General features: G+C 71.8%; 24 protein-coding genes and 1 riboswitch. Of the genes, 12 read left to right on the forward strand and 12 right to left on the reverse strand.

Annotation, left to right across the window (positions count from 1 at the left end; translation table 11 throughout):
• Window positions 1–8: 8 nt before the first annotated feature.
• Window positions 9–983, reverse strand: a complete 975-nt coding sequence (locus tag ACH4VX_RS29085; RefSeq protein ID WP_398371466.1) for a zinc-binding dehydrogenase — start codon at window positions 981–983, stop codon at window positions 9–11.
• Window positions 984–1,047: 64 nt separating this feature from the next.
• Entirely contained in the window at window positions 1,048–2,208 is a 1,161-nt protein-coding gene (locus tag ACH4VX_RS29090) for an FAD-dependent oxidoreductase (protein ID WP_398371468.1), read from the reverse strand.
• Between the two features lie 133 nt (window positions 2,209–2,341).
• Here ACH4VX_RS29090 and ACH4VX_RS29095 point away from each other — a divergent pair, with 133 nt between their 5' ends.
• Entirely contained in the window at window positions 2,342–3,019 is a 678-nt protein-coding gene (locus ACH4VX_RS29095) for a pentapeptide repeat-containing protein (protein ID WP_398371470.1), read from the forward strand.
• A gap of 7 nt (window positions 3,020–3,026) precedes the next feature.
• Here the strand turns inward: ACH4VX_RS29095 and ACH4VX_RS29100 are convergent, their stop codons facing one another.
• The gene (locus ACH4VX_RS29100; RefSeq protein WP_398371518.1) at window positions 3,027–3,527 is read right to left on the reverse strand and encodes a hypothetical protein; all 501 of its coding nucleotides are present in this window, start codon (window positions 3,525–3,527) and stop codon (window positions 3,027–3,029) included.
• Window positions 3,528–3,577: 50 nt separating this feature from the next.
• Here ACH4VX_RS29100 and ACH4VX_RS29105 point away from each other — a divergent pair, with 50 nt between their 5' ends.
• The gene (locus ACH4VX_RS29105) at window positions 3,578–4,981 is read left to right on the forward strand and encodes a M1 family metallopeptidase (protein WP_398371472.1); all 1,404 of its coding nucleotides are present in this window, start codon (window positions 3,578–3,580) and stop codon (window positions 4,979–4,981) included.
• A gap of 70 nt (window positions 4,982–5,051) precedes the next feature.
• Here the strand turns inward: ACH4VX_RS29105 and ACH4VX_RS29110 are convergent, their stop codons facing one another.
• Window positions 5,052–5,627 (reverse strand): TerD family protein, encoded by a 576-nt coding sequence (locus ACH4VX_RS29110; RefSeq protein ID WP_398371474.1) that lies wholly within the window; start codon window positions 5,625–5,627, stop codon window positions 5,052–5,054.
• Window positions 5,628–5,787: 160 nt separating this feature from the next.
• On the opposite strand from ACH4VX_RS29110, the gene arfB reads away from it, so the two are divergent.
• A complete protein-coding gene (gene arfB / locus ACH4VX_RS29115; protein ID WP_398371475.1) occupies window positions 5,788–6,216 on the forward strand; it encodes an alternative ribosome rescue aminoacyl-tRNA hydrolase ArfB in 429 nt (142 codons plus the stop codon).
• Between the two features lie 323 nt (window positions 6,217–6,539).
• Here arfB and ACH4VX_RS29120 read toward each other — a convergent pair whose 3' ends face one another.
• On the reverse strand, window positions 6,540–7,013 hold the full coding sequence (locus tag ACH4VX_RS29120; protein WP_398371477.1) for a GNAT family N-acetyltransferase: 474 nt from the start codon (window positions 7,011–7,013) through the stop codon (window positions 6,540–6,542).
• Between the two features lie 64 nt (window positions 7,014–7,077).
• The gene (locus ACH4VX_RS29125) at window positions 7,078–7,659 is read right to left on the reverse strand and encodes a flavin reductase family protein (protein ID WP_398371478.1); all 582 of its coding nucleotides are present in this window, start codon (window positions 7,657–7,659) and stop codon (window positions 7,078–7,080) included.
• A 316-nt stretch (window positions 7,660–7,975) separates the two neighbouring features.
• Between ACH4VX_RS29125 and cdgB the strand changes: the two genes are divergently transcribed.
• Together cdgB and ACH4VX_RS29135 are read left to right on the forward strand one after the other, a co-directional pair.
• Window positions 7,976–9,682, forward strand: a complete 1,707-nt coding sequence (cdgB, locus tag ACH4VX_RS29130; protein WP_398371480.1) for a diguanylate cyclase CdgB — start codon at window positions 7,976–7,978, stop codon at window positions 9,680–9,682.
• A gap of 117 nt (window positions 9,683–9,799) precedes the next feature.
• Window positions 9,800–10,741: a carbohydrate-binding protein gene (locus tag ACH4VX_RS29135; protein ID WP_398371481.1), complete on the forward strand. Its 942-nt coding sequence runs from the start codon at window positions 9,800–9,802 to the stop codon at window positions 10,739–10,741.
• Between the two features lie 6 nt (window positions 10,742–10,747).
• On the opposite strand, the gene ACH4VX_RS29140 is transcribed toward ACH4VX_RS29135, so the two are convergent.
• The 3 genes from ACH4VX_RS29140 to ACH4VX_RS29150 all read right to left on the reverse strand — a co-directional run bounded on the left by ACH4VX_RS29140 (window position 10,748) and on the right by ACH4VX_RS29150 (window position 13,887).
• A complete protein-coding gene (locus ACH4VX_RS29140) occupies window positions 10,748–11,677 on the reverse strand; it encodes a 1-phosphofructokinase family hexose kinase (RefSeq protein ID WP_398371520.1) in 930 nt (309 codons plus the stop codon).
• A 120-nt stretch (window positions 11,678–11,797) separates the two neighbouring features.
• The gene (gene nagA / locus ACH4VX_RS29145) at window positions 11,798–12,943 is read right to left on the reverse strand and encodes an N-acetylglucosamine-6-phosphate deacetylase (RefSeq protein WP_398371482.1); all 1,146 of its coding nucleotides are present in this window, start codon (window positions 12,941–12,943) and stop codon (window positions 11,798–11,800) included.
• The gene (locus ACH4VX_RS29150; protein WP_398371483.1) at window positions 12,943–13,887 is read right to left on the reverse strand and encodes an ROK family protein; all 945 of its coding nucleotides are present in this window, start codon (window positions 13,885–13,887) and stop codon (window positions 12,943–12,945) included. The genes nagA and ACH4VX_RS29150 overlap by 1 nt, the downstream gene beginning before the upstream one ends.
• Window positions 13,888–14,040: 153 nt before the next feature.
• On the opposite strand from ACH4VX_RS29150, the gene ACH4VX_RS29155 reads away from it, so the two are divergent.
• Together ACH4VX_RS29155 and ACH4VX_RS29160 are read left to right on the forward strand one after the other, a co-directional pair.
• On the forward strand, window positions 14,041–15,276 hold the full coding sequence (locus tag ACH4VX_RS29155; protein WP_398371484.1) for an extracellular solute-binding protein: 1,236 nt from the start codon (window positions 14,041–14,043) through the stop codon (window positions 15,274–15,276).
• Between the two features lie 10 nt (window positions 15,277–15,286).
• Window positions 15,287–15,541, forward strand: coding sequence for a DUF3263 domain-containing protein (locus ACH4VX_RS29160; protein WP_398371486.1), 255 nt, complete (start codon window positions 15,287–15,289; stop codon window positions 15,539–15,541).
• 58 nt (window positions 15,542–15,599) lie between these two features.
• Here ACH4VX_RS29160 and otsB read toward each other — a convergent pair whose 3' ends face one another.
• Genes otsB through ACH4VX_RS29175 form a run of 3 tightly spaced genes read right to left on the reverse strand, consistent with a single transcriptional unit; the run spans window position 15,600 to window position 18,923 of the window.
• Window positions 15,600–16,463, reverse strand: a complete 864-nt coding sequence (otsB, locus tag ACH4VX_RS29165; protein ID WP_398371488.1) for a trehalose-phosphatase — start codon at window positions 16,461–16,463, stop codon at window positions 15,600–15,602.
• Between the two features lie 56 nt (window positions 16,464–16,519).
• Window positions 16,520–17,920: a trehalose-6-phosphate synthase gene (locus ACH4VX_RS29170; protein ID WP_398371490.1), complete on the reverse strand. Its 1,401-nt coding sequence runs from the start codon at window positions 17,918–17,920 to the stop codon at window positions 16,520–16,522.
• A gap of 58 nt (window positions 17,921–17,978) precedes the next feature.
• Window positions 17,979–18,923, reverse strand: coding sequence for a glucosyl-3-phosphoglycerate synthase (locus ACH4VX_RS29175; protein WP_398371491.1), 945 nt, complete (start codon window positions 18,921–18,923; stop codon window positions 17,979–17,981).
• A 140-nt stretch (window positions 18,924–19,063) separates the two neighbouring features.
• A riboswitch (SAM riboswitch) is annotated at window positions 19,064–19,211 on the forward strand.
• Between the two features lie 17 nt (window positions 19,212–19,228).
• Here ACH4VX_RS29175 and thrC point away from each other — a divergent pair.
• From thrC to ACH4VX_RS29200, 5 genes are all read left to right on the forward strand, one after another.
• On the forward strand, window positions 19,229–20,527 hold the full coding sequence (gene thrC, locus ACH4VX_RS29180; RefSeq protein WP_398371493.1) for a threonine synthase: 1,299 nt from the start codon (window positions 19,229–19,231) through the stop codon (window positions 20,525–20,527).
• Window positions 20,528–20,618: 91 nt separating this feature from the next.
• Window positions 20,619–20,894, forward strand: coding sequence for a MoaD/ThiS family protein (locus ACH4VX_RS29185; protein WP_398371494.1), 276 nt, complete (start codon window positions 20,619–20,621; stop codon window positions 20,892–20,894).
• Between the two features lie 430 nt (window positions 20,895–21,324).
• Entirely contained in the window at window positions 21,325–21,528 is a 204-nt protein-coding gene (locus tag ACH4VX_RS29190) for a cold-shock protein (protein WP_004929928.1), read from the forward strand.
• A gap of 304 nt (window positions 21,529–21,832) precedes the next feature.
• A complete protein-coding gene (gene groL / locus ACH4VX_RS29195) occupies window positions 21,833–23,455 on the forward strand; it encodes a chaperonin GroEL (protein ID WP_398371496.1) in 1,623 nt (540 codons plus the stop codon).
• 741 nt (window positions 23,456–24,196) lie between these two features.
• Window positions 24,197–25,327, forward strand: a complete 1,131-nt coding sequence (locus tag ACH4VX_RS29200) for an NADH:flavin oxidoreductase (protein ID WP_398371498.1) — start codon at window positions 24,197–24,199, stop codon at window positions 25,325–25,327.
• Window positions 25,328–25,469 lie beyond the last annotated feature (142 nt).

Here is a 25,469-nt window from a genome sequence, read left to right on the forward strand (position 1 = left end):
GGCGCCCGCTACGGCTCCAGGACGACCTTTCCGGTCGTGCCCCTGTTCTCCAGGGCCCGGTGGGCCGCGGCGGCCTCCGCGAGCGGGAAGCGGTGTACGGAGGGGGTGAGCCTGCCCTCGCCGGCCTCCGCGAGGGCGCGCAGTTCGAGGGTTCTGATGGGGTTGGGGCCGCCGGCCCTGCGCATCATCCCGGGGCCGAGGACGTTGGTCGAGAGGCCCTCGACGATGTACGGACTGTCGCTGCCGATGCCCTGGGAGGACCAGCCGAACACGATGTGGCGGCCGTCGGGGGCGAGCAGGGCGACCGCCGCGCGGGCGACGTCCCCGCCCACGCCGTCGTACACGACGGTGACCTTGCCCCGGTGGGCGTCGAGCCGTTCGGGCCAGTGAGGGTCCGTGTAGTCGACGGCGAGGTCGGCGCCGTCGGCTGCCACTCGGGCGGTCTTCGCGGGGCCGCCGGCCAGGCCGATGACGGTGGCGCCGGCGTTCTTGGCGTACTGCACGAGGAGGGTGCCGATGCCGCCGGCCGCGGCCGGGACGAGGACCACGTCTTGGGGGCCCGGTTCGGCGAACTGCACGATCCCCATCGCCGTACGGCCCGTGCCGATCATGGCGACGGCCCCGGCGAAGTCCAGGCGCTCGGGGATCTCGTGGAGGCGGTCGGCGTCGGTGACGGCCAGTTCCGCGTAGCCGCCGGGGACGAAGCCGAGGTGGGCCACCACGCGGCGGCCGAGCAGGTCCTCGGGGGCGCCCTCGCCCAGCGTGTCGACCACTCCGGCGATCTCACGGCCGGGGATGGTCGGCAGGGCGGCCGGGGCCGGGGCGGGGCCCTGCCCGCCCTCCCGCAGGGCCGTGTCCAGGAGGTGGACACCGGCCGCGCGGACGGCGATACGGACCTGGCCCGGGCCCGGCCGCGGGTCCTCGGTCTCCTCGTAGGTGAGGTTCTCGGCCGGGCCGAAGGCGTGCAGACGGATGGCGTGCATGTGGGATTCCCCCAGGGGATCGGGTCGCCGGGTGTGTTGCTGCTACGGCTCCCACTCTTCGACCTCAAGCATGCTTGAGGTCAAGCGTGTTCCGGCCGAGGGCGAGGGAGACGGCCGTCAGGGCGCTGTTGAAGGAGACCTCGGAGAGCACGCCGGGGGCGGCGACCTGGTCACCGGCGAGGTAGACCCCGTCGCCGCGGTCGACGGCGGGCCGGTCGCGCCAGCCGGTGCCGGGCGGGTCGACGGCGCCGGTACGGCCGTTCGCCACCGCGTCCCGCCGCCAGGTGACCCGCTCCCGCCAGCCCTGGAAGGCCAGGTCCAGCAGTCCCTCCGCGCGGGCGGCGCCGTCCGCCTTGGACTCGCGGGGGCCGATGGGGATCTGGCCCTGTACCAGCTGCTCGCCGGTGGGGGCGAGGGTGCGGTCCTGGGCGGTGAACCGCTCCAGCCAGCCGGGCGCGTCGAGGTCGGACACGGCGAACGCGTCACCGCGCCGGGTGCGTACGGCGAGGTCGACCAGGACGGTGCGGCCGCTCGGCCAGGTCAGCGTGGGGTCGCCGAGGAGGCGGCGGGCGGAGTCGAGCGAGGTGGCGACGACGACCGGGGTGTCGGTGGGCAGGGTGTGGACGCGGGAGAGGGTTTCCATCCGCACGCCCAGGTTCCACGCGCGGGCGGCCATCCGGTCGATGAGTCCGCCCCAGCCGCCGCGCGGGTAGTGGGCCTCCGGGGGCAGTCTGGTGGCGCGGCGCAGGCGTTCCTGCACGAACGCGGCGGACAGGGAGCCGGGGTCGTGGTGGAACAGCGCGACCGCGGCGTAGTGGGCGGCGGCCCGCGCGCCCTCCTCGCCGGCGATCCCGGTGGCCCAGGTGAGGAAGTCGGTGTCGACGGGCGCCTCGGCGGCACCGCGGCGCAGCAGTTTCAGCATGGCGAAGGGCGGGGTGCGGCGCAGGGTGCCCCGGTGGCGCAGCCGCAGCCGGGCCGCCTCCAGGGGCGGGAGCGGGGCGAGGGGTCCGATGAGGCCGTGCTGTCGGAGCCAGGTCCAGTGCGGGCCGCCGTTGTAGAGGGCGTGCGGTCCGTCGTTCGTCCGGTAGGGGCCCTCGGTGGTGCGGGCCCGGCCGCCCAGGGTGTGGTGGGCTTCGTGGACGGTGACCTTGGCGCCCGCCTCCGCGGCGGTGATGGCCGCGGTGAGTCCGGCGAAGCCGCCGCCGATGACGGTGATGCGGTGCATGGCTGGGGGTCTCCCTCGGTCGGGGTCGCCTTCCGGCTTTGCACAGAGGACGGAGCGGGGGTGCGCGAATGTGACATGCGCCGGGTTTTCGCAGGTCAGGTGGATTGTCAGTGGTGGGGTTCAACATGGGGCCATGGCGAGGAGAGCGGTGGGCGGTACGGGAGTGAAGAGGGCGCGGCGCCCCGAGCTGCGGTTGCCCGCGCTGGAGCGGTACGAGGGGGGTGGGCTGGAGCCGGACGGGGACTACGACGGGCTGGAGTTCCGGGATGCGGACTTCACCGGGCAGGACGGGGCGGGGGCGCGCTTCATGGACTGCGCGCTGACGGGGTGCGCGTTGGACGGGGCGCGGTTGCCGCGGGCGCGGGTGCTGGACTCGGTGCTCGCCGGTGTGCGGGGCGTGGGCACCGAGCTGGCCGAGGCGACCCTGCGCGACGTCGAGCTGACCGACGCGCGTCTCGGCGGGACGCAGTTGCACGGGGCGGCGCTGGAGCGGGTGCTGGTCCGGGGCGGGAAGATCGACTTTCTGAACCTGCGCTCGGCCCGGCTCAAGGACGTCGTCTTCGAGGGCTGTGTCCTGGTCGAGCCGGACTTCGGCGGTGCCCGGCTGGAGCGCGTGGAGTTCGTGGACTGCGCGCTGAAGGGCGTGGACCTCACCGGCGCGACCCTCACGGACGTGGACCTGCGCGGTGCCGCTTCCCTGGAGATCGCGCGCGGCGTGGACCGTCTGTCGGGGGCGGTGATCAGCGCGGCCCAGCTGCTGGACCTGGCGCCGGTGCTGGCGGGGGAGCTGGGGATCAGGGTGGAGGGGTGAGGGGGCGTCACCTCACCCGGGGATAGCGGGCCTGGAGGGACCAGACGGCCGGGTTCTCGCCGAGGTCCTCGTGGAGGTCGGTCAGGTCGGCGAGGAGGTCGTGGAGGAAGTCGCGGGCCTCGCGACGGAGTTCGGTGTGGGAGAAGGTCAGCGGGGGTTCGGCGGCCGGCAGCCATTCCGCCTCGATGTCCACCCAGCCGAAGCGGCGTTCGAAGAGCAGGCGGTCGGTGGACTCGGTGAAGTCCAGTTCCGCGTGCTGGGGGCGGGAGGCGCGGGAGCCGGCCGGGTCCCGGTCGACACGCTCCACGATGTCGCACAGCGCCCACGCGAAGTCGAGCACCGGCACCCATCCCCAGGCCGTGGACAGCTCACGGTCCGACTCGGTGTCGGCGAGATAGACGTCCCCGCAGAACAGGTCGTGCCGCAGGGCGTGGACGTCCGCGCGGCGGTAGTCGGTCTGCGGGGGGTCGGGGAAGCGGTTGGAGAGGGCGTAGCCGATGTCGAGCACGGGGGTGATGGTGTCACGCCGTGGCACACCGGCCCTCATAGGATCCTGGGGTGCGCCTCCACCGCCCCTGTTTCCGCAGCGTCGCCGCCGTCCTGCTCGTGGTGTCCGGGGCCGGCTGCGGAGGTGGGGCCGAGGACTTCGCCGGCGGTTCCGGTGTGGGTGACCCGTACTTCCCGAAGGCCGGTAACGGTGGTTACGACGTCGGCCACTACGCCCTCGACCTCGCCTACGACCCCCGCGCGCACCATCTCACCGGCACCGCGACGATCACGGCCCGGGCGTCGAAGGACCTCTCCGCGCTGAATCTCGACCTCGAGGGCCTCGACGTCGAGGAGGTCACCGTCGACGGCGTGACCGCCCGCTGGAGCCGGGCGGGGCAGGAGCTGACCGTCCGCCCGCGCGAGGCGGTGGACGGCACCTTCCGGGTGACCGTCCGCTATGCCGGCGCCCCGGTGGCCCTCACCGACCCGGACGGTTCCGAGGAGGGCTGGCTGCGTACCGCCGACGGGGCGCTGGCGCTGGGGGAGCCGGTGGGGTCGATGACGTGGTTCCCGGGCAATCACCACCCCTCCGACAAGGCGACGTACGCCCTTGCGGTGACCGTGCCGAAGGAGTTGCGGGTGGTGTCCAACGGGGAGCCGGCCGGTGAGGAGCGGAAGGGGAGCCGTACGACGTACCGCTGGCGCACCGGCGAGCCGATGGCGAGCTATCTCGCGACGTTGGCCATCGGCAGGTACGACGTCCGCCGCACGGCGACCGCCGGCGGGCTGCCCGTGCACACGGCCGTCGATCCGGAGCAGGCGGAGGCGGGCCGTGCGCCCCTGGCACGGATTCCGGAGGTGCTGGCATGGGCGGAGCGGACCTTCGGCCCGTACCCCTTCTCCTCCGCGGGCGCGATCGTCGAGCGTCCCGAGGACGCCGGGTACGCCCTGGAGACCCAGAACCGGCCCGTCTTCCCCGGCGCCCCCGACACCGCGCTGCTGGTCCACGAGATCGCCCACCAGTGGTACGGCAACTCGGTCACCCCGAGGAGCTGGCGGGACATGTGGCTCAACGAGGGCTTCGCGACCTACGCGCAGTGGCTGTGGCAGGAGGAGCACGGCGGCGACACGGCACGGCAGACGTTCGACGCGCTGTACGCCGGGGGGTACTTCCCGGACGCGGAGACGAACGAGGCGCTCTGGTCCTTCCCGCCCGCCGAGCCGCCGGACGCGGCGCACATCTCCGCCACTCCCGTGTACTGGCGGGGCGCGATGGTCCTGCACAAGGTCCGGCAGACGGTCGGTGACGACGCCTTCCCGGCCCTGCTCCGGGGCTGGGCGCAGGAGCACCGCCACGGCAACGCGGACACCGGCGACTTCACGTCGTATGTGGAGGAGTCGGCCCCGGAGAAGGACTTCGCCGGGATCTGGGAGGACTGGCTGTACGGGACGGGGCGGCCGGAACGTCCTTGACCGCGTGCCGGAGCCCCCGGACCGGGCGGGAAGCCGGGCCGGGGGCTCCGGTACGGAAGCGGGGCGTCCGTCAGACGCTCACGCCGAAGTCCTGGGCGATGCCCACGAGGCCCGAGGCGTAGCCCTGGCCGACCGCGCGGAACTTCCACTCCGCGCCGTTGCGGTACAGCTCGCCGAAGACCATGGCGGTCTCGGTGGCCGCGTCCTCCGACAGGTCGTAGCGGGCGATCTCGGCGCCGCCGGCCTGGTTGATGATGCGGATGTAGGCGTTGCGCACCTGGCCGAAGTTCTGGCTGCGGTTCTCGGCGTCGTAGATCGACACCGGGAAGACGATCTTCTCGATGTCGGCCGGGAGCGCGGCCAGGTTGACGTTGATCGCCTCGTCGTCGCCGGCGCCCTCACCGGTGCGGTTGTCACCGGTGTGGACGATGGTGTTGTCCGGGGTCTGCTTGTTGTTGAAGAACACGAAGTGGCCGTCCGAGTAGACCTTGCCCTGCGTGTTGACCGCGATCGCCGAGGCGTCGAGGTCGAAGTCCGTGCCGGTGGTGGTGCGGACGTCCCAGCCGAGGCCCACGGTGACGGCGGTCAGGCCCGGAGCCTCCTTGGTGAGCGAGACGTTGCCACCCTTGGACAGGCTTACAGCCATTGTTGGGAGTCCCTTCCCTCGTTTACGTACGGCTAGAAGCTACAGCTACCACCTTGAACGCGGAGAGGGGTGCAAGAGGTTCCAGGTCTCTTTACTTTCTTTACCCGGGATCCGGATATTCGGATGACGTGGCCCTGTCGGAGGCGGGAACCTGTAGGGCATGTCCGGTCCCCATGTCATCCGCGGCTCCGTCTTCCTGCCCGAGGCCGAGCTCATGTGGCGTTTCTCGCGGTCGTCCGGGCCCGGTGGACAGCATGTGAACACCAGCGACTCCCAGGTCGAACTGCGTTTCGACCTCGCCCGCACCGAGGCGCTGCCCGAGGTGTGGAAGGAGCGGGCGCTCGAGCGGCTGGCCGGGCGGCTGACCGGCGGTGTGATCACCGTTCGCGCTTCGGAGCACCGCTCGCAGTGGCGCAACCGCGAGACCGCGGCGGTGCGCCTCGCGGCGCTGCTCGCGGAGGCGACCGCGCCTCCGCCGAAGCAGCGCAGGCCGACTCGTATTCCGCGCGGGATCAATGAGCGGCGGTTGCGGGAGAAGAAGCAGCGTGCCGAGACGAAGCGGGGGCGCTCCGCGCGGGACTGGGGGTGACCCCGGCTCCCTCTGGGGCGTGGCCCCGGCCCTCCGGGGGCCCCGGCCCTCCGGGGGCCCCGGCCCTCCGGGGGCCTCGGCTCCCTCTGGGGTGTGGCCCCAACCCTCCGGGGGCCTCGGCTCCTTTTGGGGTGTGGCCCCGGCCCTCCGGAGGGCCCGGCTCCCCCGGGGGTGTGGTCCCGCCTCCCGGGGGATGTGGCCCCGCCCCCCGAGGTGTGGTCCCCCAGGTGTGGCCCGACCCGGGTGTCGGTGTCCCTGCGGGGCCGTCGTGGCTGGTCGCGCGGTTTCCCGCGTCCCTGTCGGGGCGCGTCCACCGGACGTGTTCAGTCCAGCTCCAGTACGCCCACCGTTTCGCCCTCGACGACCTCCCCGTTCTTGTGGAAGCCCAGGCCCAGGTAGAAGCCCTCGGGACCGTTGTCGCCGGGCTCCCAGGTGACGTAGAACTCCTTGGTGCCCCGGCGGCGGAGTTCCTCGGCCACCGACTCCACGGCGAACCGGCCGTACCCCTTGCCCTGCTCCTCCTCCGCGATGTTCAGCCGCCACAGGCCGGAGCGGATGACGCTGCCGCCGTCCTCGCGCCAGTCGATGTCGAGGAAGGCCATCAGGAAGCCGACCGCGCGGTCGCCGTCCACGATCAGGCGGGGCCAGGCGGAGTCCGGATGGACGTACGCCTCGGCGAGGGAGTTCACCACCGGCGCGACGGCGAATTCCTGGTCGGGGCGGACCCGTATGCCGAGGGCGGCCTTGAGGTTCTTCGGCGTGATCTCTTCGAGGCGAAGAGCGGTGGTCGTCGTCATCCGGGCACCCTAAGCACGGGAATCCCGGCCCACAAAAGGGATTTCGGCTACGCGCGCAAAGCGTTCAGCCCAACTGCCGGTAACGGCCCCGGAAATACGTCAGCGGGCCGCCCTCCGCGCTCGGCACCCGGGCCGTCAGGACGCGGCCGATCACCAGCGTGTGGTCCCCGGCCGGCACCCGCTGCTCGGTGCGGCACTCCAGGGTCGCCAGCGCGCCGCCCACCAGCAGCGCCCCGCTGTGCTCGCCGCGCAGGTACGGGATGTCCGCGAAGAGCAGGCGGTCGCTGACCCGGCCCTTCATCGCGAAGCGGCCCGCGACGTGCCGCTGGCTCCCGGAGAGCACGGACACCGCCCACAGGGGCTGCTCGTCGAGGAGTTCGTCCATGCGGGAGCCGTTGCGCAGGCTGACCAGCACCAGCGGCGGGTCCAGGGAGACCGACAGGAACGCGGTGGCCGTCATGCCGACGTCCTCGCCGGCCGGCGCCGCGGGGTCGTCCGGGTCCAGCGGTGGCTCCTGCGCGGTCACCAGGACCACGCCGGCGGCCAGCCGGGACATGGCGGCTCGGAACTCGTCGTTGCTCACCCCCTCAGCATGCCGGGCGGCGGACGGAACGGTGATCGTGGACGGGGCGGAAGTGTTCGGCACGCCGGAAACGCTAATCTCCGCTCCACGGGCACCGCATCGGACCCCGGCCCGATCCGGGACCTAGGACCAACGTCCGAGTCGGGCACGGGTCATACACAAACACCGCAAAAACTGCGTTCGTCAAACACACGGGAAAACCGCGGAAAGAACACGCAATTGTTCACGTTTACCTGTGACTTGAGTCACAAGGGGCAAGAATTGTTGACCCTGTGTACCGAGTGGGCAGCGCGCTGTGATTCAGTGGCGGGGAAGCTGCTGGGACGATACGCCGAAGACAACCCTTGATTCGCTGCGAGGTCTCGGGGGGAGGGCGAGGATGGAGACCGAGTCGGAACCCTACGTCCGTCTTGCGTCGCTGCGACAACTCCACCAAGCCATGGCCGACATGAACACGGCCCGCAGCCTGGCGGACACGCTGCAGACGGTCGCCGACGGCGTCGTGGGCGCCCTCGGGTACGAGCTGGCGTGCGTCAATCTCGTACGCCCCGACGGCGACCTGGTCGTCGCCGCCCTGGCCGGGAACTCCGCCGCCGAGGCCCTCATCACCGGCCGGACCGGTTCCCGCGAGTCCTGGGACCGCCGCCTCCACATGGGCGAACGCTGGGGCGACCTGATCTTCATACCGCACACCGAGGGCTGGGTCCTCGACGACGACGACGTCCCGCAGTGGTACACCGACGGGCCCGCGCCCCGCTTCGAGGACGAGTGGCACCCCTCCGACCGGCTCTTCGCCCCGATGTACGCCCCCGGCCCGCAGGGCGGCGGCACCTCCGGGGAACTGGTCGGCGTCCTCTCCGTGGACCGCCCGCGCAACGGCCGCCGGCCCGGCGCCTGGGGCCGCGAGGCCCTGCAGATGTACGCCTTCCAGGCCGCCATCGCGATCAGCAACGCGCGTCTGCGTGCCAACATGCAGCGCGCCCTGGTCCGCCTGGAGCGCGACCAGCAGGCGCTGCGGGCCAGCGAGGAGAGCTTCCGGCAGGCCTTCGAGTACGCCCCCTCAGGCATGGCCATCGCCGAGATGGGCGGCGACCAGCACGGCAGGATCCTGCGCACCAACGACGCCCTGTGCCGCCTCCTCGGCCGCCCCGCCTCCGCGATGCGCCGCTACTCCTTCTCCGACCTGGTCCACCCCGAGGACATAGGCACCCTGCTGCGCACCTCCGCCGAGGGCGGCCGGGCCGAGCTGCGCCTGGGCCGCCGTGACGGCACCTTCGTCTGGGTGTCCCTGCGCAACTCGGTCGTCGCCGACGCCGCCGACGGCCCTCGCTTCCTCCTCACCCATGTCGAGGACATAGAGGAACGCAAGCGCCGCGAGCTCCAGCTCGCCCACCGCGCCTCCCACGACTCGCTCACCGGGCTGCCGAACTCCGCCGAGCTGCGGGCGCGGCTGTCCGCCCGGCTGTGCCGGCAGCCGCCGGGGAGCGCGCTGCCCGCCGCCGTCGACTCCATGGAACCCTTCGAGTCCTTCGACTCCGTGGACTCCTTCGGCGCCGCCTACGGCCCGCCCGCCTTCGACCGGGGGCACGACTTCGACTTCCCGCCGGGCACGGAGGGGCACGGGGACTACGACGGCTATGACCACCACGTGCACACCGTCGCGCCCGCCGCGGAGTTCGACGACGGCGCCAAGGGACTCGCGGTGCTCTTCTGCGACCTCGACGGCTTCAAGTCGATCAACGACCGGTTCGGGCACAACGCGGGTGACGCGGTGCTCATCGAGGTCGCCCGCCGGCTCGGCAACGGCGTCCGCGACGGTGACACCGTCGCCCGGCTCGGCGGCGACGAGTTCGTGATCCTCGCCGACGGGCTCGGCCGGGCCGACGCCCAGGACCTCGCCGTACGGCTGCGCAACGAGATCATCCAGCCCATCCGGGCCGAGGGACGGGCCGTGCGGGTCGGGGTCAGCTTCGGCATCGGGTGGGCGCACTGCGGGATGACGGCGGACGAAGTGCTGAAGTCCGCCGACGAGCGGATGTACGTCGAGAAACGATCTCGTCCCAAACAGCATCGACGTGCGGGATGAACCGCAGGTCAGTGGTTTGATGCGGTCTGGGTCACCCGTTCGGGCCATGGGAAGCAGGTAGGCTCGCTTTCTCCACCACTCGTACCGCACCCGATCCGCAGCTAGGAGCACCAAGGGATGACGGCCGGCAACAACGGCGCGAGCACGCCGGAGGACGACGACCCGTTCGGCTACCTCTACGCCGACGGGCAGGCCAACGGGGCCCAGCCGCCGTCCGGAGGTTATGGCTACCCGAACTCGGTCAACCGGGTGCGGCCGGTCGGGACCCGCCAGTACGGCCAGCCCGGTCCCGCCCCGCAGGCACCGCAGCAGCAGGGTGCCTACGGCCAGCCGAACGCCCCCCACTACGCCGCCCCGGAGACGCTGCCCGGCGGCGCCACCACCGTTCAGTCGCACCAGATGTCGCGCGGCGGCGGGGGCGGCCGGGGCGGCGGTCCGAACACCAAGGGTCTGCTCATCGGCGCGATCGCGGTGGTCGCCGTGGTCGTGATCGGCATCGGCGTGGCCGTGATCGGCGGCGACGACGAGGACAGCGGCGGCAACCAGGCGGACTCCACCTCGACCCAGGTCCAGAACAGCGACGAACCGACCCCGTCGGCGAGCAAGAGCGCGAACGAGGAGAAGACGGAGCTGCCCACCGTCGACGCGAAGGCGATGCGGCTGGGCGGTACGGCCGCCCTCGCGTCGGACGTCGAGGGCGCGCAGTCCGACGGCGGCGTCTACGTGGCCAACCTCAACCAGCCGGGCAACTCGGTCACCTGGACCGTCAACGACGTCCCCGAGGACGGTGCCTACACCGTCTTCGTGCGCTACAGCACCACCGACGACCCCCAGTCGATGACGCTCACCGTCAACGGCAAGGAGTTCGGTTCCAAGCTCAACATGGACAACTTCGCCCGCGCCAAGGACGGCGACTTCTCCAAGGGCTGGACCCAGACCTTCGCCTGGCCCACCCTCAACAAGGGCGCCAACACCATCTCGGTCTCCTGTGCCGACGGCGACAAGTGCAACGTCCTGCTGGACCAGCTGTGGCTCAAGGAGGGCCAGGTCAAGAAGTGACCTGCCCTACGCCGCGTTCGCTTCCCCGGTCACCGTGATCCCGGCCAGCAGCTCCTCGTAGACCGCCCGGTCGAAGTCGCCGGCCGTCGCGGACAGGACCGTCGCCGTCGACAGGGCCACCGCCCGGACGAGGCGGTCGGGCCAGGGACGGCGTTCGGCCAGGGCGGAGAGCAGGCCCGCGACGACCGAGTCGCCGGCGCCGGTCGGGTTGCCGCGCAGCCGCCGCGGAGGGGCCGCGCGCCAGCGGCCCTCGGGAGTCACCGCGAGCAGGCCCTCCGGGCCCAGGGAGGCGACCACCGCGCCCGCGCCACGCCGACGGGCCTCCTGGGTGGCGCGCAGCGGCTCGTGGGAACCGGTGAGTTCGGCCAGCTCCTCGGCGTTCGGCTTGAGGATGTCGGGCCGCCCGGCGACCCCGCGGCGCAGGGCCGCCCCGCTGGTGTCGAGGAGGGTCGGCACTCCGGCCGCGCGTGCCGTGCGGATCAGGCCCGCGTACGCGCCCACCGGGACGCCCGGGGGCAGGCTGCCGCACAGGGCCACCGCCGAGGCGGTGGTCAGCAGATCCTCGTACACCTCCTGGAAGGCGGACCACTCGGCGTGGGTGATCGCCGGGCCGGGCTCGTTGAGCTGGGTGGTGGTGCCGGAGCGCTCGTCGACGACCGCGACGGTGCGCCGGGTGGTGCCGGAGACCGGGACCAGCGCGTCCGTCAGGTGCGGGACCCCGGTGAGCCGGTCCCGCAGGATCCGGCCCGTCGTGCCGCCCGCGAAGCCGGTGACCGTCACCTCGTGGCCGAGGGCCGCGAGCACCCGCGCCACGTTGACGCCCTTGCCGCCGGGGCGTTCCGTCACCTCGGCGACCCGGTGGGAGGTCCCCGGCCGCAGGGACGGTACACGGTGGGTGATGTCGAGAGCGGTGTTCAGCGTGACCGTGAGGATCACCGGGCCGACCTCCCCCTTCGTACCTGCGCCTGCCGTGCGTTCCGTGGTCACGATCATGCCAAACGGACGGCGGTCGGCCCACCCCTCGGACCGGCCACCGTCCGATGACGGCGGGACGGATCAGCCCAGTCGGGGATCGACCACCCATTCCCCCCGGCGCATGACGCCCTTGAGGGTGAAGTCCGCGTCCAGAACGACCAGGTCGGCGTCCTTGCCGGGCTCCAGGGAGCCGATCCGGCCGTCCAGGCCGAGCAGCCGGGCAGGGTTGGCGGAGATCGCCCGTACGACGTCCTCGACGGGCAGCCCGTCCACCGTCACCGCCCGCTTGAAGGCGCGGTCCAGGGTGAGCGTGGAGCCGGCGATCGAGCCGCCCTCCACCAGCCGGGCCACCCCGTCCGCGACCTCGACCTCCATCGGGCCCAGCATGTAGCGGCCGTCGCCGAAGCCGGCCGCGTCCATCGCGTCGGTGATGAAGGCGACCCGGGCCGCGCCCGCGTGGTGGAAGGCCAGCTGGAGCGTTGCCGGATGCAGATGGGTGCCGTCGTTGATCAGCTCGACGGTGACCCGCTCGTCCTCCAGGAGGGCGGTGATCGGACCCGGGGCGCGGTGGCCGAGCGGCGGCATCGCGTTGAACAGGTGGGTGGCGACGGTCGCGCCCGCGTCGATGGCACGGAGCGTCTGCTCGTACGTGGCGTCCGTGTGCCCGACCGCCGCGATCACCCCGTGCTCGGCGAGCAGCCGTACGGAGTCCAGACCGCCCGGCAGCTCGGTGGCCAGCGTCATCATCCTCGCGTGCCCGTGCGCCGCGTCCAGCAGCTTGCGGACCTCGGCCGGGTCGGGGTCGCGCAGCAGTCCCTCGTCGTGCGCGCCCTTGCGGCAGGGGGAGATGAACGGCCCCTCGAAGTGGATGCCGGCGATGTCCCCCTGCTGGGCCAGCTCGGCGAGCATTCCGGCGTGCCGGGCGAGGAAGTCCAGGTCACCGGTGACGGCGGAGGCGACCACCGTGGTGGTGCCGTGCAGCCGGTGGGTGTGCACGCCCTTCAGGACGTCCTCGGCGGTGCCGCCGGCGAAGGAGGCCCCGCCGCCGCCGTGGTTGTGGAGGTCGACGAAGCCGGGGACCACCCAGTGGCCGCTCAGGTCGACCGTCTCGGCGTTCCCGGGCGCGGCGGCCGCGATCCGCGTGCCCTCGACGTTCACGCGGCCGTCGTCCACGGTCCCGGTGGGCAGTACCACCCGGGCACCGGCGAGAACCTTGGTGGGGGCCATCAGGTGGTTACCTCCGAGGGGTCAGTGGTGTCGATCAGATCCCGGGCGAGGAGTCCCGCGCCCAGGCATCCGGCGGTGTCCCCGAGGGCCGCGGGGACCAGGGGCGGCAGCTTCTGGAAGGTGACCCGCCGCCGGACGGCCTCCCGCAGCGGTGTGAACAAGGTTTCCCCCGCCTCGGCGAGGCCGCCACCGATGATCAGTGTCCGGGGGTCCAGCAGGGTGAGCGCGGTGACCAGCCCGTCGGCGAGCGCGTCCACCGCCTCCTGCCACACCTGGCGGGCCCGTACGTCCCCGGACTCGACGGCCTTCGCGCAGTCCGCGGCGTCCGCGCCGGGATCGCCGCAGGCCGTGGCCCATGCCTCGCTCACCGCGGCGGCGGACGCGAACCGCTCCAGACAGCCGTGCTGCCCGCACGGACAGGGGGCACCCCCGGGGCGTACGACGATGTGGCCGATCTCGCCCGCGAAGCCGTGCGCGCCCGCCTCCACCCGGCCGTCGATGCCGATGGCGCCCGCGATGCCGGTGCCCAGCGCCACGAACAGGAAGCGGTCGGCGCCCCGGCCCGCCCCGATACGGCCCTCGGCGAGACCGCCGGTGCGCACGTCGTGGCCGAGGGCGACGGGGACGCCGCCGAGGCGCTCGGTGAGCAGCGCGCGCAGCGGGACGTCGCGCCAGCCGAGGTTGGCCGCGTAGACGGCGACGCCCTCCGTCTCGTCGACGATCCCGGGGACGGCGACGCCGGCGGCGGACGCGGGTTCGCCGTACCGCCGTACGCCGTGGGCGCGCAGTTCGGCCGCGAGGTCGAGGATGTCCGCGACGACCGCGTCCGGGCCGCGTCCGCGACCGGTGGCCCGGCGGGACCGGTGCAGCAGTTCGCCGTCGGCCCCGACCAGGGCGGCCTTCATCCCGGTGCCGCCCACATCGAGGGCGATGACATGTCTCACGGGGGACAGTGTGGACCGGCTACCCTCAAGAGGTCTAGTCCACTCGCGTGGTGTAGACCTTATTCCGATTATCGAAATGTTTTCGGACGGCGCGGAAGCGCCGGGGCAGGGGTAAGGCACGTGCAGCGGCGGGTCAGGACAAGGACGATCGCGATGGTGTCCGCACTGGGACTGACGGGAGTCCTCGGCGGATGCGGGTTCGGCGGCGGATCCTCCGACGTGACCTTGAAGCTGGTCGCCGCCGACTACGGCGACAGCGCGGCCAACAGCTCCAAGAAGTACTGGGCCGACCTGGTCGAGCGGTACGAGTCCGAACACCCCGATGTGAAGATCGACGTCAGCGTCCACTCCTGGAACGACGTCGACCGCGAGGTCAAGGAGATGGTCGACGCGGGCGACCCGCCGGACATCGCGCAGATCGGCGCGTACGCCGACTACGCGGCCGAGGGCAGGCTCTACAAGGCCGGCGACCTGCTCTCCATCCCCGTCCAGGCGGACTTCCTCTCCCAGCTGGCCACCGCGGGCGAGGTCAACAGCGTGCAGTACGGTCTGCCGTTCGCCTCCTCCACGCGCGTGCTGTTCTACAACAAGAAGCTGTTCACCGAGGCCGGCATCACCCCGCCGCGGACCTGGGACGAGCTCGCCGCGGCCGCCGAGGCGCTCAAGGCGGAGGGCGTGAAGTACCCGTACGCGCTGCCGCTCGGCCCGGAGGAGGCGCAGGCCGAGACCATGCAGTGGCTGCTCAGCGGCGACGGCGGCTACACCGACATCATGGGCACGTACAGCATCGACTCCGCGCAGAACGTCGAGACCTTCGCCTGGCTGAAGGACGAGCTGGTCGGCAAGGGCCTGACCGGTCCCGTCGCGCCCGGCGAACTCGACCGGGCCGACGCGTTCGCGGCGTTCGCCGCCGGGGACGTCGGCATGCTCAACGGACACCCCTCGCTGATGGAGACGGCGAAGGAGAAGGGCGTGGAGTTCGGCATGGTGCCGACGCCGGGCGTCGACGGCGAGAGCCGGGCCACGCTCGGCGTCGCCGACTGGATGATGGCCTTCAAGGAGAACGGCCACCGCGACCAGGTCGGCGAATTCCTCGACTTCGTCTACAGCGAGGAGAACGTGCTCGACTTCTCCCACGAGTACAACCTGCTGCCGGTCACCACCTCCGCGTCCCGGGCGATGGCCGCGTCCGGCCAGGACAAGGACCTCGAGCCCTTCCTCGACCAGCTGGCGACCTCCGAGCTCTACCCGGTCGGCAACACCTCCTGGGCGACGGTCAACGCGGCGGTCAAGAAGCAGATCGGCAAGGCGGTCGCCCCCGACGGCAGCCCCGCCGGCGTCCTCGGCGGACTCCAGGCGACGGCGACGCGCGCGGAGAACGCGGAGTAGTCTGCGGGGCATGAGCACGGGGGACGAGGGGCACGGGGCCGGCCGGCTGGCCCGCCGCGAACAGGACATCCTCGCGCTGGAACGCCGCGGCTTCCCGGGCCCCGGCCTCAAGGAACGCGCGATCCGCGAGGAGCTGGGTCTGGCCCCCGTCCGCTACTACCAACTCCTCAACGCCCTCCTCGACGACCCCCGGGCCCTCGCCCACGACCCGGTCACGGTCAACCGCCTGCGCCGCATCCGGGAGACCCGCCGCACGGAACGCTGAGCGCCCCGCCGCCCTTCACCGCCCCAGGAAGGGAAGGGCGGCGGGGGAGAGAAACCCGTCAGGGCATCCGCCCCGCCAGCGCCCGCAGCAGCCGTACGACCCCCGTCGGCCCGTCGACCACCACGTCCGCGCGCCTCCTCAGCTCGACGACCTCGTCGCTGCCGCTGCACACCAGCAGGCCCGGGGTGCCGGTGGTGCGGAGCTTGTCGACGGCGGTGTAGGCGGGCAGGTCGCCCAGGTCGTCGCCGGCGTAGAGGACGGACTCGGCGCCGATCTCGCGGGCGTACTCCATCAGGGCGACGCCCTTGTCCATGCCGGGCGGACGCAGCTCAAGGACCATGCGGCCGGGCTCGACGACGAGTCCGTGCCGGGCGGCCAGCCCGGCGAGCGGCTCACGCAGGGCCTCGAACGCGGCCTGCGGGTCGGCGGCCCGGCGGGTGTGGACCGCCACCGCACGGCCGCCCTTCTCCTCGATCCAGGTGCCCTGCCACGCGCCGACCCGGTCGAGCAGTCCCGGCAGCTCCGCGCGGGCGGTGGCGACACCGGGGTGCGGGGCCGGCGCGCTGACCGTGCCGGTGACGGCGTCCCAGCGCTCGGCGCCGTAGTGGCCGAGAACGACGAGGTGCTCCAGGCCGGGGACGCCCGCGAAGCCCCCGTGCCGGACCGCGACCCCCGCCGGCCGCCCCGTGACGACCGCGACCGCGGCCACCTTCGGCGCGAGCGCGGCGAGCGCGGCGACCGCGTCCGGGTGCGCGCGGGCCTGCTCGGGGTCGGCCACGATCGGCGCGAGCGTCCCGTCGAAGTCGAGCCCGATCAGTGCCTTCCCCGGCCGGGAGAGAAGCGCGTCCAGCCCCTCCCGTCCGGCCTGCGTGGCGGGCGTCGGCGTGGCGTTCGGGTCCGTGGAATCCGTGTGGCTGGCCATACGCCCAACCTATCCACGGTCACGCCCTCGCACGCCTGCGCGACCGGCCGTACCGGTCAGCGGGACACCGTCCCGTCCCGCAGCGCGTCCAGCTGCTCCAGGAACCACCGCGCCGGGGGCAGCGCGGTCGCCGCCGCCGCCAGGCGCTTGGAGCGCTCGGTGCGTTCGTCCGGGCTCATGGTCAGGGCCTCGTGCAGGGCGCCGGCGGTCTCGACGACGTCGTACGGGTTGACCGTGAGCGCGTCCTCGCCCAGCTCCTCGTGGGCGCCCGCCTCCCGCGACAGCACCAGCGCGCAGCCGGTGTCGGAGACGACCGGGACCTCCTTGGCGACCAGGTTCATGCCGTCACGGATCGGGTTGACCAGCGCCACGTCCGCCAGCCGGTACGCGGCGAGAGAGCGGGCGAAGTCGTCCTTGACGTGCAGGACGACCGGCCGCCAGCCCGGTGTGCCGTACCGCTCGTTGATCTCCTCGGCGACCCGCCGCACCTCGGCGGTGTAGTCGCGGTACACGGCGAGATCCTGCCGGGAGGGGTAGGCGAACGCGACGTGCACGACGCGCTCGCGCCACTCGGGGTGATCGTCCAGGAGCTGCCGGTACGCCAGCAGGCCCCGCACGATGTTCTTCGACAGCTCGGTCCTGTCGACCCGGACGATCGTCCGGCGCCCCGCACCGATCTCCTCCCGGAGCGCGGCGATCCGCTCCTCGACGTCCGCCTCGTGGGCGCGGGCGCGCAGGAAGTCCGCGTCGGCCCCGAGCCCGTGCACCCCCACCGCCGTGTCGCCGAGCCCGTCCGCGAAGCGCTCGCAGCACGCGGTGAACGCGTCCGCCCAGCGGTGGGTGAGGAAACCCAGCCGGTCGGCGCCCAGCATCCCGCGCAGCACCTGCCGCGCGATGTCGTCCGGCAGCATCGCGAAGTACTCGGGGGGTGCCCACGGCGTGTGCGAGAAGTGCGCGATGCGCAGGTCGGGGCGGAGCTCGCGGAGCATCCCGGGGACCAGCGTGAGGTGGTAGTCCTGCACCAGTACCGCCGCGCCCCGCGCCGCCTCCTCGGCCAGCGCCTCGGCGAACGCCCGGTTGTAGGCCTCGTACGACGCCCACTGACGGCGGAACTCCGCGTCGAAGACCGGCTCCAGCGGCGTCTGGTACAGCATGTGGTGCACGAACCACAGCACCGAGTTGGCGATCCCGTTGTACGCGTCCGCGTGCACGTCCGCCGGGACGTCCAGCATGCGCACGCCGTCCTCGCCGACCCCGCGCCGCACGGCCTCCCGGTCACCGTCGGACAGCGCCGAGCACACCCACAGCGCCCCCGCTTCCGGCCCGATCGCCGACAACCCGGACACCAGCCCGCCACCACCCCGCTTGTCCCGCAGCGAACCGTCGTCCTCCACCGTGTACGAGACGGGCCCGCGATTCGACGCGACCAGCACCTGAGCACCCTGCGTGACAGCCATACGCGTCAACCTAGCCCGGTCCCAGGGGCCTCAAACGCACGGATCGGCCGTATACGGGTCAGGCCACCCGTCGTGCCCGGTACTCCGCGATCTCCGCCATCGGCGGCCGTTCCTCCGTGTCGACGGAGTACGTGCGGGGTTCGAAGCTGTCACCGGTGCGCTCGAACTGGGTCAGGGACGGGCGGACCAGATGGCCGCGGGCCAGGCGGAGCTGGGCGGTGCGGTAGATGGCGGCGGCCATCCGGCCGAGGGCCTGACCGTCCTGGTGGCGGTGGACGCGGACGCCGACGTCGACCTGGGCGAGCGCGTCCAGGCCCACCAGGTGCAGGGCGTCGACCAGCATGCCGAGCTCGACGCCGTACCCGACCGGGAACGGGAGCTGTTCGAGGAGGCCGCGGCGGGCCGCGTACTCACCGCCGAGCGGCTGGACGAAGCCGGCCAGCTGGGGCCAGTGCATGTTCAGCAGCGGGCGGGCCATCAGCTCCGTCACCCGGCCGCCCTGACCGGCCGCAGAGCCGAGCGGGCGGTCGTACATGGCCTTGACCAGCTGTACGTCCGGTTCGGTGAGCAGCGGGCCGACGATGCCGGAGACGAAGTCGGAGGAGAACTCCCGCAGATCCGCGTCGACGAAGCACACGACGTCCCCGGACGTGACCAGCAGCGAACGCCACAGCACCTCGCCCTTGCCGGGCACCGCCGGTATCCGGGGCAGGATCGCGTCCCGGTGCACCACCGTCGCGCCCGCCGCCGCCGCCACCTCGGCCGTGCGGTCGGTCGAACCCGAGTCGACCACCACCACCTCGTCGACCAGCGGCACCCGGAGCATCAGGTCGTGCCGGACGGCGGACACGATGTCGCCGACCGTCGCCTCCTCGTTGAGCGCGGGCAGTACCACGCTCACCGTCTGTCCCGTGGCACGCTTGGCCGCCAGGATCCGGTGGAGCGGGCGGTCGGCCACGGACCAGGCGCGGTCGGTCAGCCAGCGCTCGACTTCTTCCAGCACGGTCCCGGGCTCCTCACTGGCCTGTGATCCATCTCGCGGTTCGGACGACTGTCTCCACCCTGCAGGCCTTCGGTTACAGTCTTGAACAACGCCGATGACCACCGCATGCCGGGGTCACCGCGCGGACGACAACTGAACACCGCTCATCCAGAGGGGCAGAGGGATACGGCCCGATGAAGCCCCGGCAACCCTCCAGTCGGTTCTTGTCACACGGACGTGGCGAGGCTCCCGGCTAGGGAAGGTGCCAAATCCGTCTCACGGCGAGATGCGTCGTGAGGAAGATGAGGAGAAAGGGCCTCGCCTCCATGGCTGTGCAGACCGTTGCAAGCACCACCGATTCCTCCGCCGCCACCTCCGTAGACCTGGGCCCCGCCGCAGCGCTGTCCTGTCGCGAATGCGGTCACCGCGTCCCCCTCGGCCCGGTCTTCGCCTGCGAGGAGTGTTTCGGCCCGCTGGAGATCGCGTACGACTTCTCGGCCCACGACACCGAGGAGCTCCGCAAGCGGATCGAAGCGGGACCCGCGAACATCTGGCGCTACGCGCCGCTGCTGCCCGTCCCGGCGGACGTGGCGACCAAGCCGAACATCAACCCCGGCTGGACCAAGCTCGTCCAGGCCGACAACCTCGCGCGTGAGCTGGGCGTCGACGCCGGCAAGCTGTTCGTCAAGGACGACTCGGGCAACCCGACGCACTCCTTCAAGGACCGCGTCGTCGCCCAGGCCATCGAGGCCGCCCGCGCCTTCGGCTTCACCACCCTCTCCTGCTCCTCCACCGGCAACCTCGCCGGCGCGGTGGGCGCCGCCGCGGCCCGCGCCGGATTCCGGTCCTGCGTGTTCATCCCGCACGACCTGGAGCAGGGCAAGGTCGTCATGGCCGCCGTCTACGGCGGCGAGCTCGTCGGCATCGAGGGCAACTACGACGACGTGAACCGCTTCTGCTCCGAGCTGATCGGCGACCCGGCCGGCGAGGGCTGGGGCTTCGTCAACGTCAACCTGCGGCCGTACTACGCCGAGGGGTCGAAGACCCTCGCGTACGAGATCTGCGAGCAGCTGGGGTGGCGGCTGCCGGACCAGCTCGTGATCCCGATCGCCTCCGGCTCGCAGCTCACGAAGATCGACAAGGGGCTGCGGGAGCTGATCGAGCTCGGGCTGGTCGAGGACAGGCCGTACAAGATCTTCGGCGCGCAGGCCGAGGGCTGTTCGCCGGTGTCCACCGCGTACAAGGCGGGCCACGACGTCGTACGTCCGCAGAAGCCGGACACGATCGCCAAGTCGCTGGCGATCGGGAACCCGGCGGACGGACCGTACGTGCTGGACATCGCCCGTCGGACGGGCGGGGCCGTGGAGGACGTGAACGACGAGCAGATCGTCGACGCGATCAAGCTGCTCGCGCGCACGGAGGGGATCTTCGCGGAGACCGCCGGCGGGGTGACCGTGGGGGTCGCCAAGAAGCTTCTCGGGAGCGGGGCGCTCGACCCGTCCCTGACCACCGTCGTGCTCAACACCGGGGACGGTCTGAAGACGCTGGACGCGGTGGCCGGTACGGGGCTCACGGCGACGATCCGTCCCAGCCTGGAGTCGTTCCGTGAGGCCGGGCTCGTCTAGGGGCTGCTCCACCGTTTTCGTCCGCGGGCCGGTGGGGGCTGATCGCACGGCTCCCCGCGTCCCCGGTAAGTCACCCGACCGGAGGTTTGTTGTGAGCGTTACTGTTCGGATCCCTACCATCCTGCGTACCTACACCGGCGGGCAGGCCGAGGTGAGTGCCGAGGGTGCGACTCTCGGCCAGGTCATCGAGGACCTGGAGAAGAACCACACGGGCATCGCCGCCCGGGTGCTGGACGACCAGGGCAAGCTGCGGCGGTTCGTGAATGTCTACGTCAATGACGACGACGTGCGGTTCGAGCAGGGGCTCGGGACGGCCACCCCGGACGGGGCCGGCGTGTCGATCATTCCGGCGGTGGCCGGCGGCTGATCATTACCTTCGGTAATGACGGTTACCGAGTGTTGAGGACATTGCCCCCTCCGTGAGAGAAGCGGAGGGGGCAATTCCATGGGATTGAGCGCGATAGAGTTGGGGAACGCGCTCCCGATCCGCTGATCGGAAACACTGAATTCCTGCCGCGGGCCCGACTGGATGTAGCCAAAGTGTGGGCACCCTTCGCGGCATTTGTGACCTTTGCGTGGCCCGACTTGCCCCGGATTCAGGCGAATTCTCGCCACATTCCGGACCGGCGTCGTCCAGATTTCTCGTCCGATTGACCTGTTGCAGACGGCAGTTGGACAGATACATTCAGCCGCGGTCGACGCGTTCCGGCGCACGCCCCCAACCGTTGGGGGGTGAGGTCTGACCCGGATCCGCGAAGTGCGGATCTGTGCAAGGGCCAGTAATAGGGGAGTTAGGCATGGCTCAGGGCACCGTCAAGTGGTTCAACGCGGAGAAGGGGTACGGCTTCATCGCGGTCGACGGTGGTGCGGATGTTTTCGTCCACTACAGCGCGATCCAGATGGACGGCTACCGCACCCTCGAAGAAGGCCAGCGAGTCGAGTTCGAGATCTCGCAGGGTCAGAAGGGCCCGCAGGCCGACATGGTTCGTCTCAGCGCCTGAACGCGCTGCCAGCCGCAAGCATCTTCTGCTGACGAAGGGCCCGTACCTCCTGGGGTGCGGGCCCTTCGCCGTGTTCGCGTGCGGCTGAGCGCACCCGTGTACTCCCCATGGGCGCTTGCACTCGCATGGGTCGAGTGCTAATCATTGGCGTTAGCACTCTGAAGGTGAGAGTGACAACGAAGGACCGGGTCGGTGAGGCCCGCGGGCCGTGTGGGGCAAGGAACCACAGGGCTGGCGAGCCGTCCGTCGCGGGCGCGGGCGCGGTCCGAAGGAATCACCCCCAGTCCTGGAGGGACCACTTCACATGGCCAAGATCATCGCGTTCGACGAGGAGGCGCGGCGCGGCCTCGAGCGCGGCATGAACCAGCTCGCGGACGCCGTCAAGGTGACGCTCGGCCCCAAGGGCCGCAACGTCGTCCTCGAGAAGAAGTGGGGCGCCCCCACGATCACCAACGATGGTGTGTCCATCGCCAAGGAGATCGAGCTCGAGGACCCGTACGAGAAGATCGGCGCCGAGCTGGTCAAGGAAGTCGCCAAGAAGACGGACGACGTCGCCGGTGACGGTACGACCACCGCGACCGTTCTCGCCCAGGCCCTGGTCAAGGAGGGCCTGCGCAACGTAGCCGCCGGCGCCAACCCGATGGCCCTCAAGCGCGGCATCGAGAAGGCCGTCGAGGCCGTCTCCGGCGCCCTGCTGGAGCAGGCGAAGGACGTCGAGACCAAGGAGCAGATCGCCTCCACGGCCTCCATCTCCGCCGCCGACACCCAGATCGGCGAGCTCATCGCCGAGGCCATGGACAAGGTCGGCAAGGAAGGCGTCATCACCGTCGAGGAGTCCCAGACCTTCGGTCTGGAGCTGGAGCTCACCGAGGGTATGCGCTTCGACAAGGGCTACATCTCGGCGTACTTCGCCACCGACATGGAGCGTATGGAGGCCGTCCTCGACGACCCGTACATCCTGATCGCGAACTCCAAGGTCTCCAACGTCAAGGACCTGCTCCCGCTCCTGGAGAAGGTCATGCAGGGCGGCAAGCCGCTGCTGATCATCGCCGAGGACGTCGAGGGCGAGGCCCTGTCGACCCTGGTCGTCAACAAGATCCGCGGCACCTTCAAGTCCGTCGCGGTCAAGGCCCCGGGCTTCGGCGACCGCCGCAAGGCCATGCTCGGCGACATCGCCATCCTCACGGGCGGCGAGGTCATCTCCGAGGAGGTCGGCCTCAAGCTGGAGAACGCCTCGCTCGACCTGCTGGGCAAGGCCCGCAAGGTCGTCATCACCAAGGACGAGACCACCATCGTCGACGGTGCCGGCTCGGCCGACCAGGTCCAGGGCCGCGTGAACCAGATCCGCGCCGAGATCGAGAACAGCGACTCGGACTACGACCGCGAGAAGCTGCAGGAGCGCCTGGCGAAGCTCGCCGGCGGTGTCGCGGTCATCAAGGCCGGTGCCGCCACCGAGGTGGAGCTCAAGGAGCGCAAGCACCGCATCGAGGACGCCGTGCGCAACGCCAAGGCGGCCGTCGAGGAGGGCATCGTCGCCGGTGGTGGCGTGGCCCTGCTGCAGGCCTCCCAGGTCTTCGAGAAGCTGGAGCTCGAGGGTGACGAGGCGACCGGCGCCAACGCCGTGAAGCTCGCCCTGGAGGCCCCGCTCAAGCAGATCGCCGTCAACGGTGGTCTCGAGGGCGGCGTCGTCGTGGAGAAGGTCCGCAACCTTCAGGTCGGCCACGGCCTGAACGCCGCGACCGGCGAGTACGTCGACATGATCGCCGAGGGCATCATCGACCCGGCGAAGGTGACGCGCTCCGCGCTGCAGAACGCCGCGTCGATCGCCGCGCTGTTCCTCACCACCGAGGCCGTCATCGCCGACAAGCCGGAGAAGAACGCGGCCCCGGCCGGCGGCGGCATGCCGGGCGGTGACATGGACTTCTGATCCCTTCGGGGATCGGATCCGTCCGTCGCGTGACCGAGGGCGGCACACCCTGTTCCGGCAGGGGGTGCCGCCCTCGGGCGTGTGCGGGGTCGGTCCGCGCGGTTCTCGAGTTCCTCCGTGCCGAGGGTGATGTCCACGGGGGAGGGGAGCACGATGGCGGTTCCCCACGAGTGGACGGAGACCGCCGGCAGCGGCCGTCCTCGGGCTCGCCGGGGCTCGGAGCCCGGGCTCCGGGCGGGCGGGATCGGGCGGCGCGCCGGGGGACGCGGCAGGTGTGCGGTGCCGCGCCCTGCGGGCACAGGCCCCGCAGCACCGCCTTGCGGATCGCCCGCCAGGACCGCAGGGAACACACCGGGCGGACGCGCGGCTCGACCGGTTCCCGTGCGCCGCTGCTCCGGCCCGGATGCTCCCGGGCCCACTGTTCCGCCAGGAGGCCGTAGGGGTCGGCGGTCGTCATCCCGCTCCCCGGCAGGGTGCGCAGGACGGTCCGTCCGACGAGCCGGGCGCCGCCGCGGCCCCGTCGACGAGCGCGCCGACCCGCGCCGGCCCTTCCCCGTCCGCGTACAGGCCGAAGCGCAGGAGGCGTGTCCTCGTCGGGTGACCGTGCCCCGATGGCGTTTCGTGACCGGAGTCACACCTGGGCCCGAGAGGGAATGCCTCCCCCTGCTTCCCGGTTGGTGCTGAACGTGCATTTAATGCATGCGCACATACCAACTGGTATTCGAAGCAGAGGAGCCCCACGTGACCGTCACCTCCCCGGACGCCGCCGCCCGAGCCGCCGGGATCCTCTCCCGGCCCGTCACGATCAACGGCCTGACCGTCCCCAACCGCATCGCCATGGCGCCGATGACCCGGATGTTCTCGCCGGGCGGCGTTCCCGGCGAGGACGTGGTGTCGTACTACTCCCGTCGTGCCGCCGCCGGGGTCGGGCTGATCGTCACCGAGGGGACGTACGTGGGGCACGAGTCGGCCGGGCTGAGCGACCGGGTGCCGCGGTTCCACGGGGAGGAGCAGCTCGCGGGCTGGGCGGAGGTCGCCGAGGCGGTGCATGCGGCGGGCGGCACGATCGTGCCGCAGCTCTGGCACATCGGCATGGTCCGCGAGCAGGGCCAGGCGCCGTACCCGGAGGCTCCGGCGGTCGGTCCGTCCGGGGTGCGCACGGACGGCACCGAGGGCAAGGGCAAGGCGATGACGCAGGGCGACATCGACGCCGTCGTCGCCGCGTTCGCCCGGGCGGCCGCCGACGCCGAGCGGATCGGCTTCGACGGCGTGGAGCTGCACGGCGCCCACGGTTACCTCATCGACCAGTTCCTGTGGTCCGGCACCAACCGCCGCACCGACGCCTACGGCGGTGACCCGGTGGCCCGTGCGACGTTCGCGGCGGAGATCGTGGCGGCGGTGCGGGCGGCCGTGTCGCCCGAGTTCCCGGTGATCTTCCGCTACTCGCAGTGGAAGCAGGACGCCTACGACGCCCGGCTCGCCGAGACGCCCCAGGAGCTGGAGGCGATCCTCGCCCCGCTCGCCGCGGCCGGTGTCGACGCCTTCCACGCGTCCACGCGCCGCTACTGGCTCCCGGAGTTCGAGGACTCCGACCTCAACCTGGCCGGCTGGACGAAGAAGCTGACCGGCAGGCCCGCCATCACCGTCGGCTCCGTCGGTCTGAACGGCGAGTTCCTCAAGGCCTTCCAGGGGGAGGGTGCCGAGCTCGGCAGCATCGACGACCTGCTCGACCGGATGGAGCGGGACGAGTTCGACCTCGTCGCCGTGGGCCGAGCGCTGCTCCAGGACCCGAACTGGGCGGCCAAGGTGCTGGCCGGCCGTTTCGACGAGCTGGCGCCGTACGAGCCGACGTCCATACAGACGCTGAGCTGAGCCGGCGGGCCCTCGCGGTGCGGCGCCCCCTGTGCGAGGGGGCGCCGCACCGCTCCGTGCGTCATCACCGCGGGACCCCGGTGTTTAGTGGGTAAGTTGAAAATCCCCGGTAATGTGGGACTTGGTGAGTAGACCGGGGGGC

The organism is Streptomyces sp. NPDC020731 (assembly GCF_044334705.1).
In the GTDB taxonomy this organism is placed as follows: Bacteria; Actinomycetota; Actinomycetes; order Streptomycetales; family Streptomycetaceae; genus Streptomyces.

Excerpts from the sequence above, each read along its gene's own strand:
- arfB (WP_398371475.1), top strand. The coding sequence starts at position 5,788 with ATGTCCGGTCCCCATGTCATCCGCGGCTCCGTCTTCCTGCCCGAGGCC.
- ACH4VX_RS29120 (WP_398371477.1), bottom strand. The coding sequence starts at position 7,013 with ATGACGACGACCACCGCTCTTCGCCTCGAAGAGATCACGCCGAAGAAC.
- ACH4VX_RS29160 (WP_398371486.1), top strand. The coding sequence starts at position 15,287 with ATGAGCACGGGGGACGAGGGGCACGGGGCCGGCCGGCTGGCCCGCCGC.
- ACH4VX_RS29090 (WP_398371468.1), bottom strand. The coding sequence starts at position 2,208 with ATGCACCGCATCACCGTCATCGGCGGCGGCTTCGCCGGACTCACCGCG.
- nagA (WP_398371482.1), bottom strand. The coding sequence starts at position 12,943 with ATGGCCCCCACCAAGGTTCTCGCCGGTGCCCGGGTGGTACTGCCCACC.
- groL (WP_398371496.1), top strand. The coding sequence starts at position 21,833 with ATGGCCAAGATCATCGCGTTCGACGAGGAGGCGCGGCGCGGCCTCGAG.
- ACH4VX_RS29085 (WP_398371466.1), bottom strand. The coding sequence starts at position 983 with ATGCACGCCATCCGTCTGCACGCCTTCGGCCCGGCCGAGAACCTCACC.
- ACH4VX_RS29110 (WP_398371474.1), bottom strand. The coding sequence starts at position 5,627 with ATGGCTGTAAGCCTGTCCAAGGGTGGCAACGTCTCGCTCACCAAGGAG.
- thrC (WP_398371493.1), top strand. The coding sequence starts at position 19,229 with ATGGCTGTGCAGACCGTTGCAAGCACCACCGATTCCTCCGCCGCCACC.
- ACH4VX_RS29170 (WP_398371490.1), bottom strand. The coding sequence starts at position 17,920 with ATGGCTGTCACGCAGGGTGCTCAGGTGCTGGTCGCGTCGAATCGCGGG.
- otsB (WP_398371488.1), bottom strand. The coding sequence starts at position 16,463 with ATGGCCAGCCACACGGATTCCACGGACCCGAACGCCACGCCGACGCCC.
- cdgB (WP_398371480.1), top strand. The coding sequence starts at position 7,976 with ATGGAGACCGAGTCGGAACCCTACGTCCGTCTTGCGTCGCTGCGACAA.
- ACH4VX_RS29095 (WP_398371470.1), top strand. The coding sequence starts at position 2,342 with ATGGCGAGGAGAGCGGTGGGCGGTACGGGAGTGAAGAGGGCGCGGCGC.
- ACH4VX_RS29190 (WP_004929928.1), top strand. The coding sequence starts at position 21,325 with ATGGCTCAGGGCACCGTCAAGTGGTTCAACGCGGAGAAGGGGTACGGC.
- ACH4VX_RS29135 (WP_398371481.1), top strand. The coding sequence starts at position 9,800 with ATGACGGCCGGCAACAACGGCGCGAGCACGCCGGAGGACGACGACCCG.
- ACH4VX_RS29155 (WP_398371484.1), top strand. The coding sequence starts at position 14,041 with ATGGTGTCCGCACTGGGACTGACGGGAGTCCTCGGCGGATGCGGGTTC.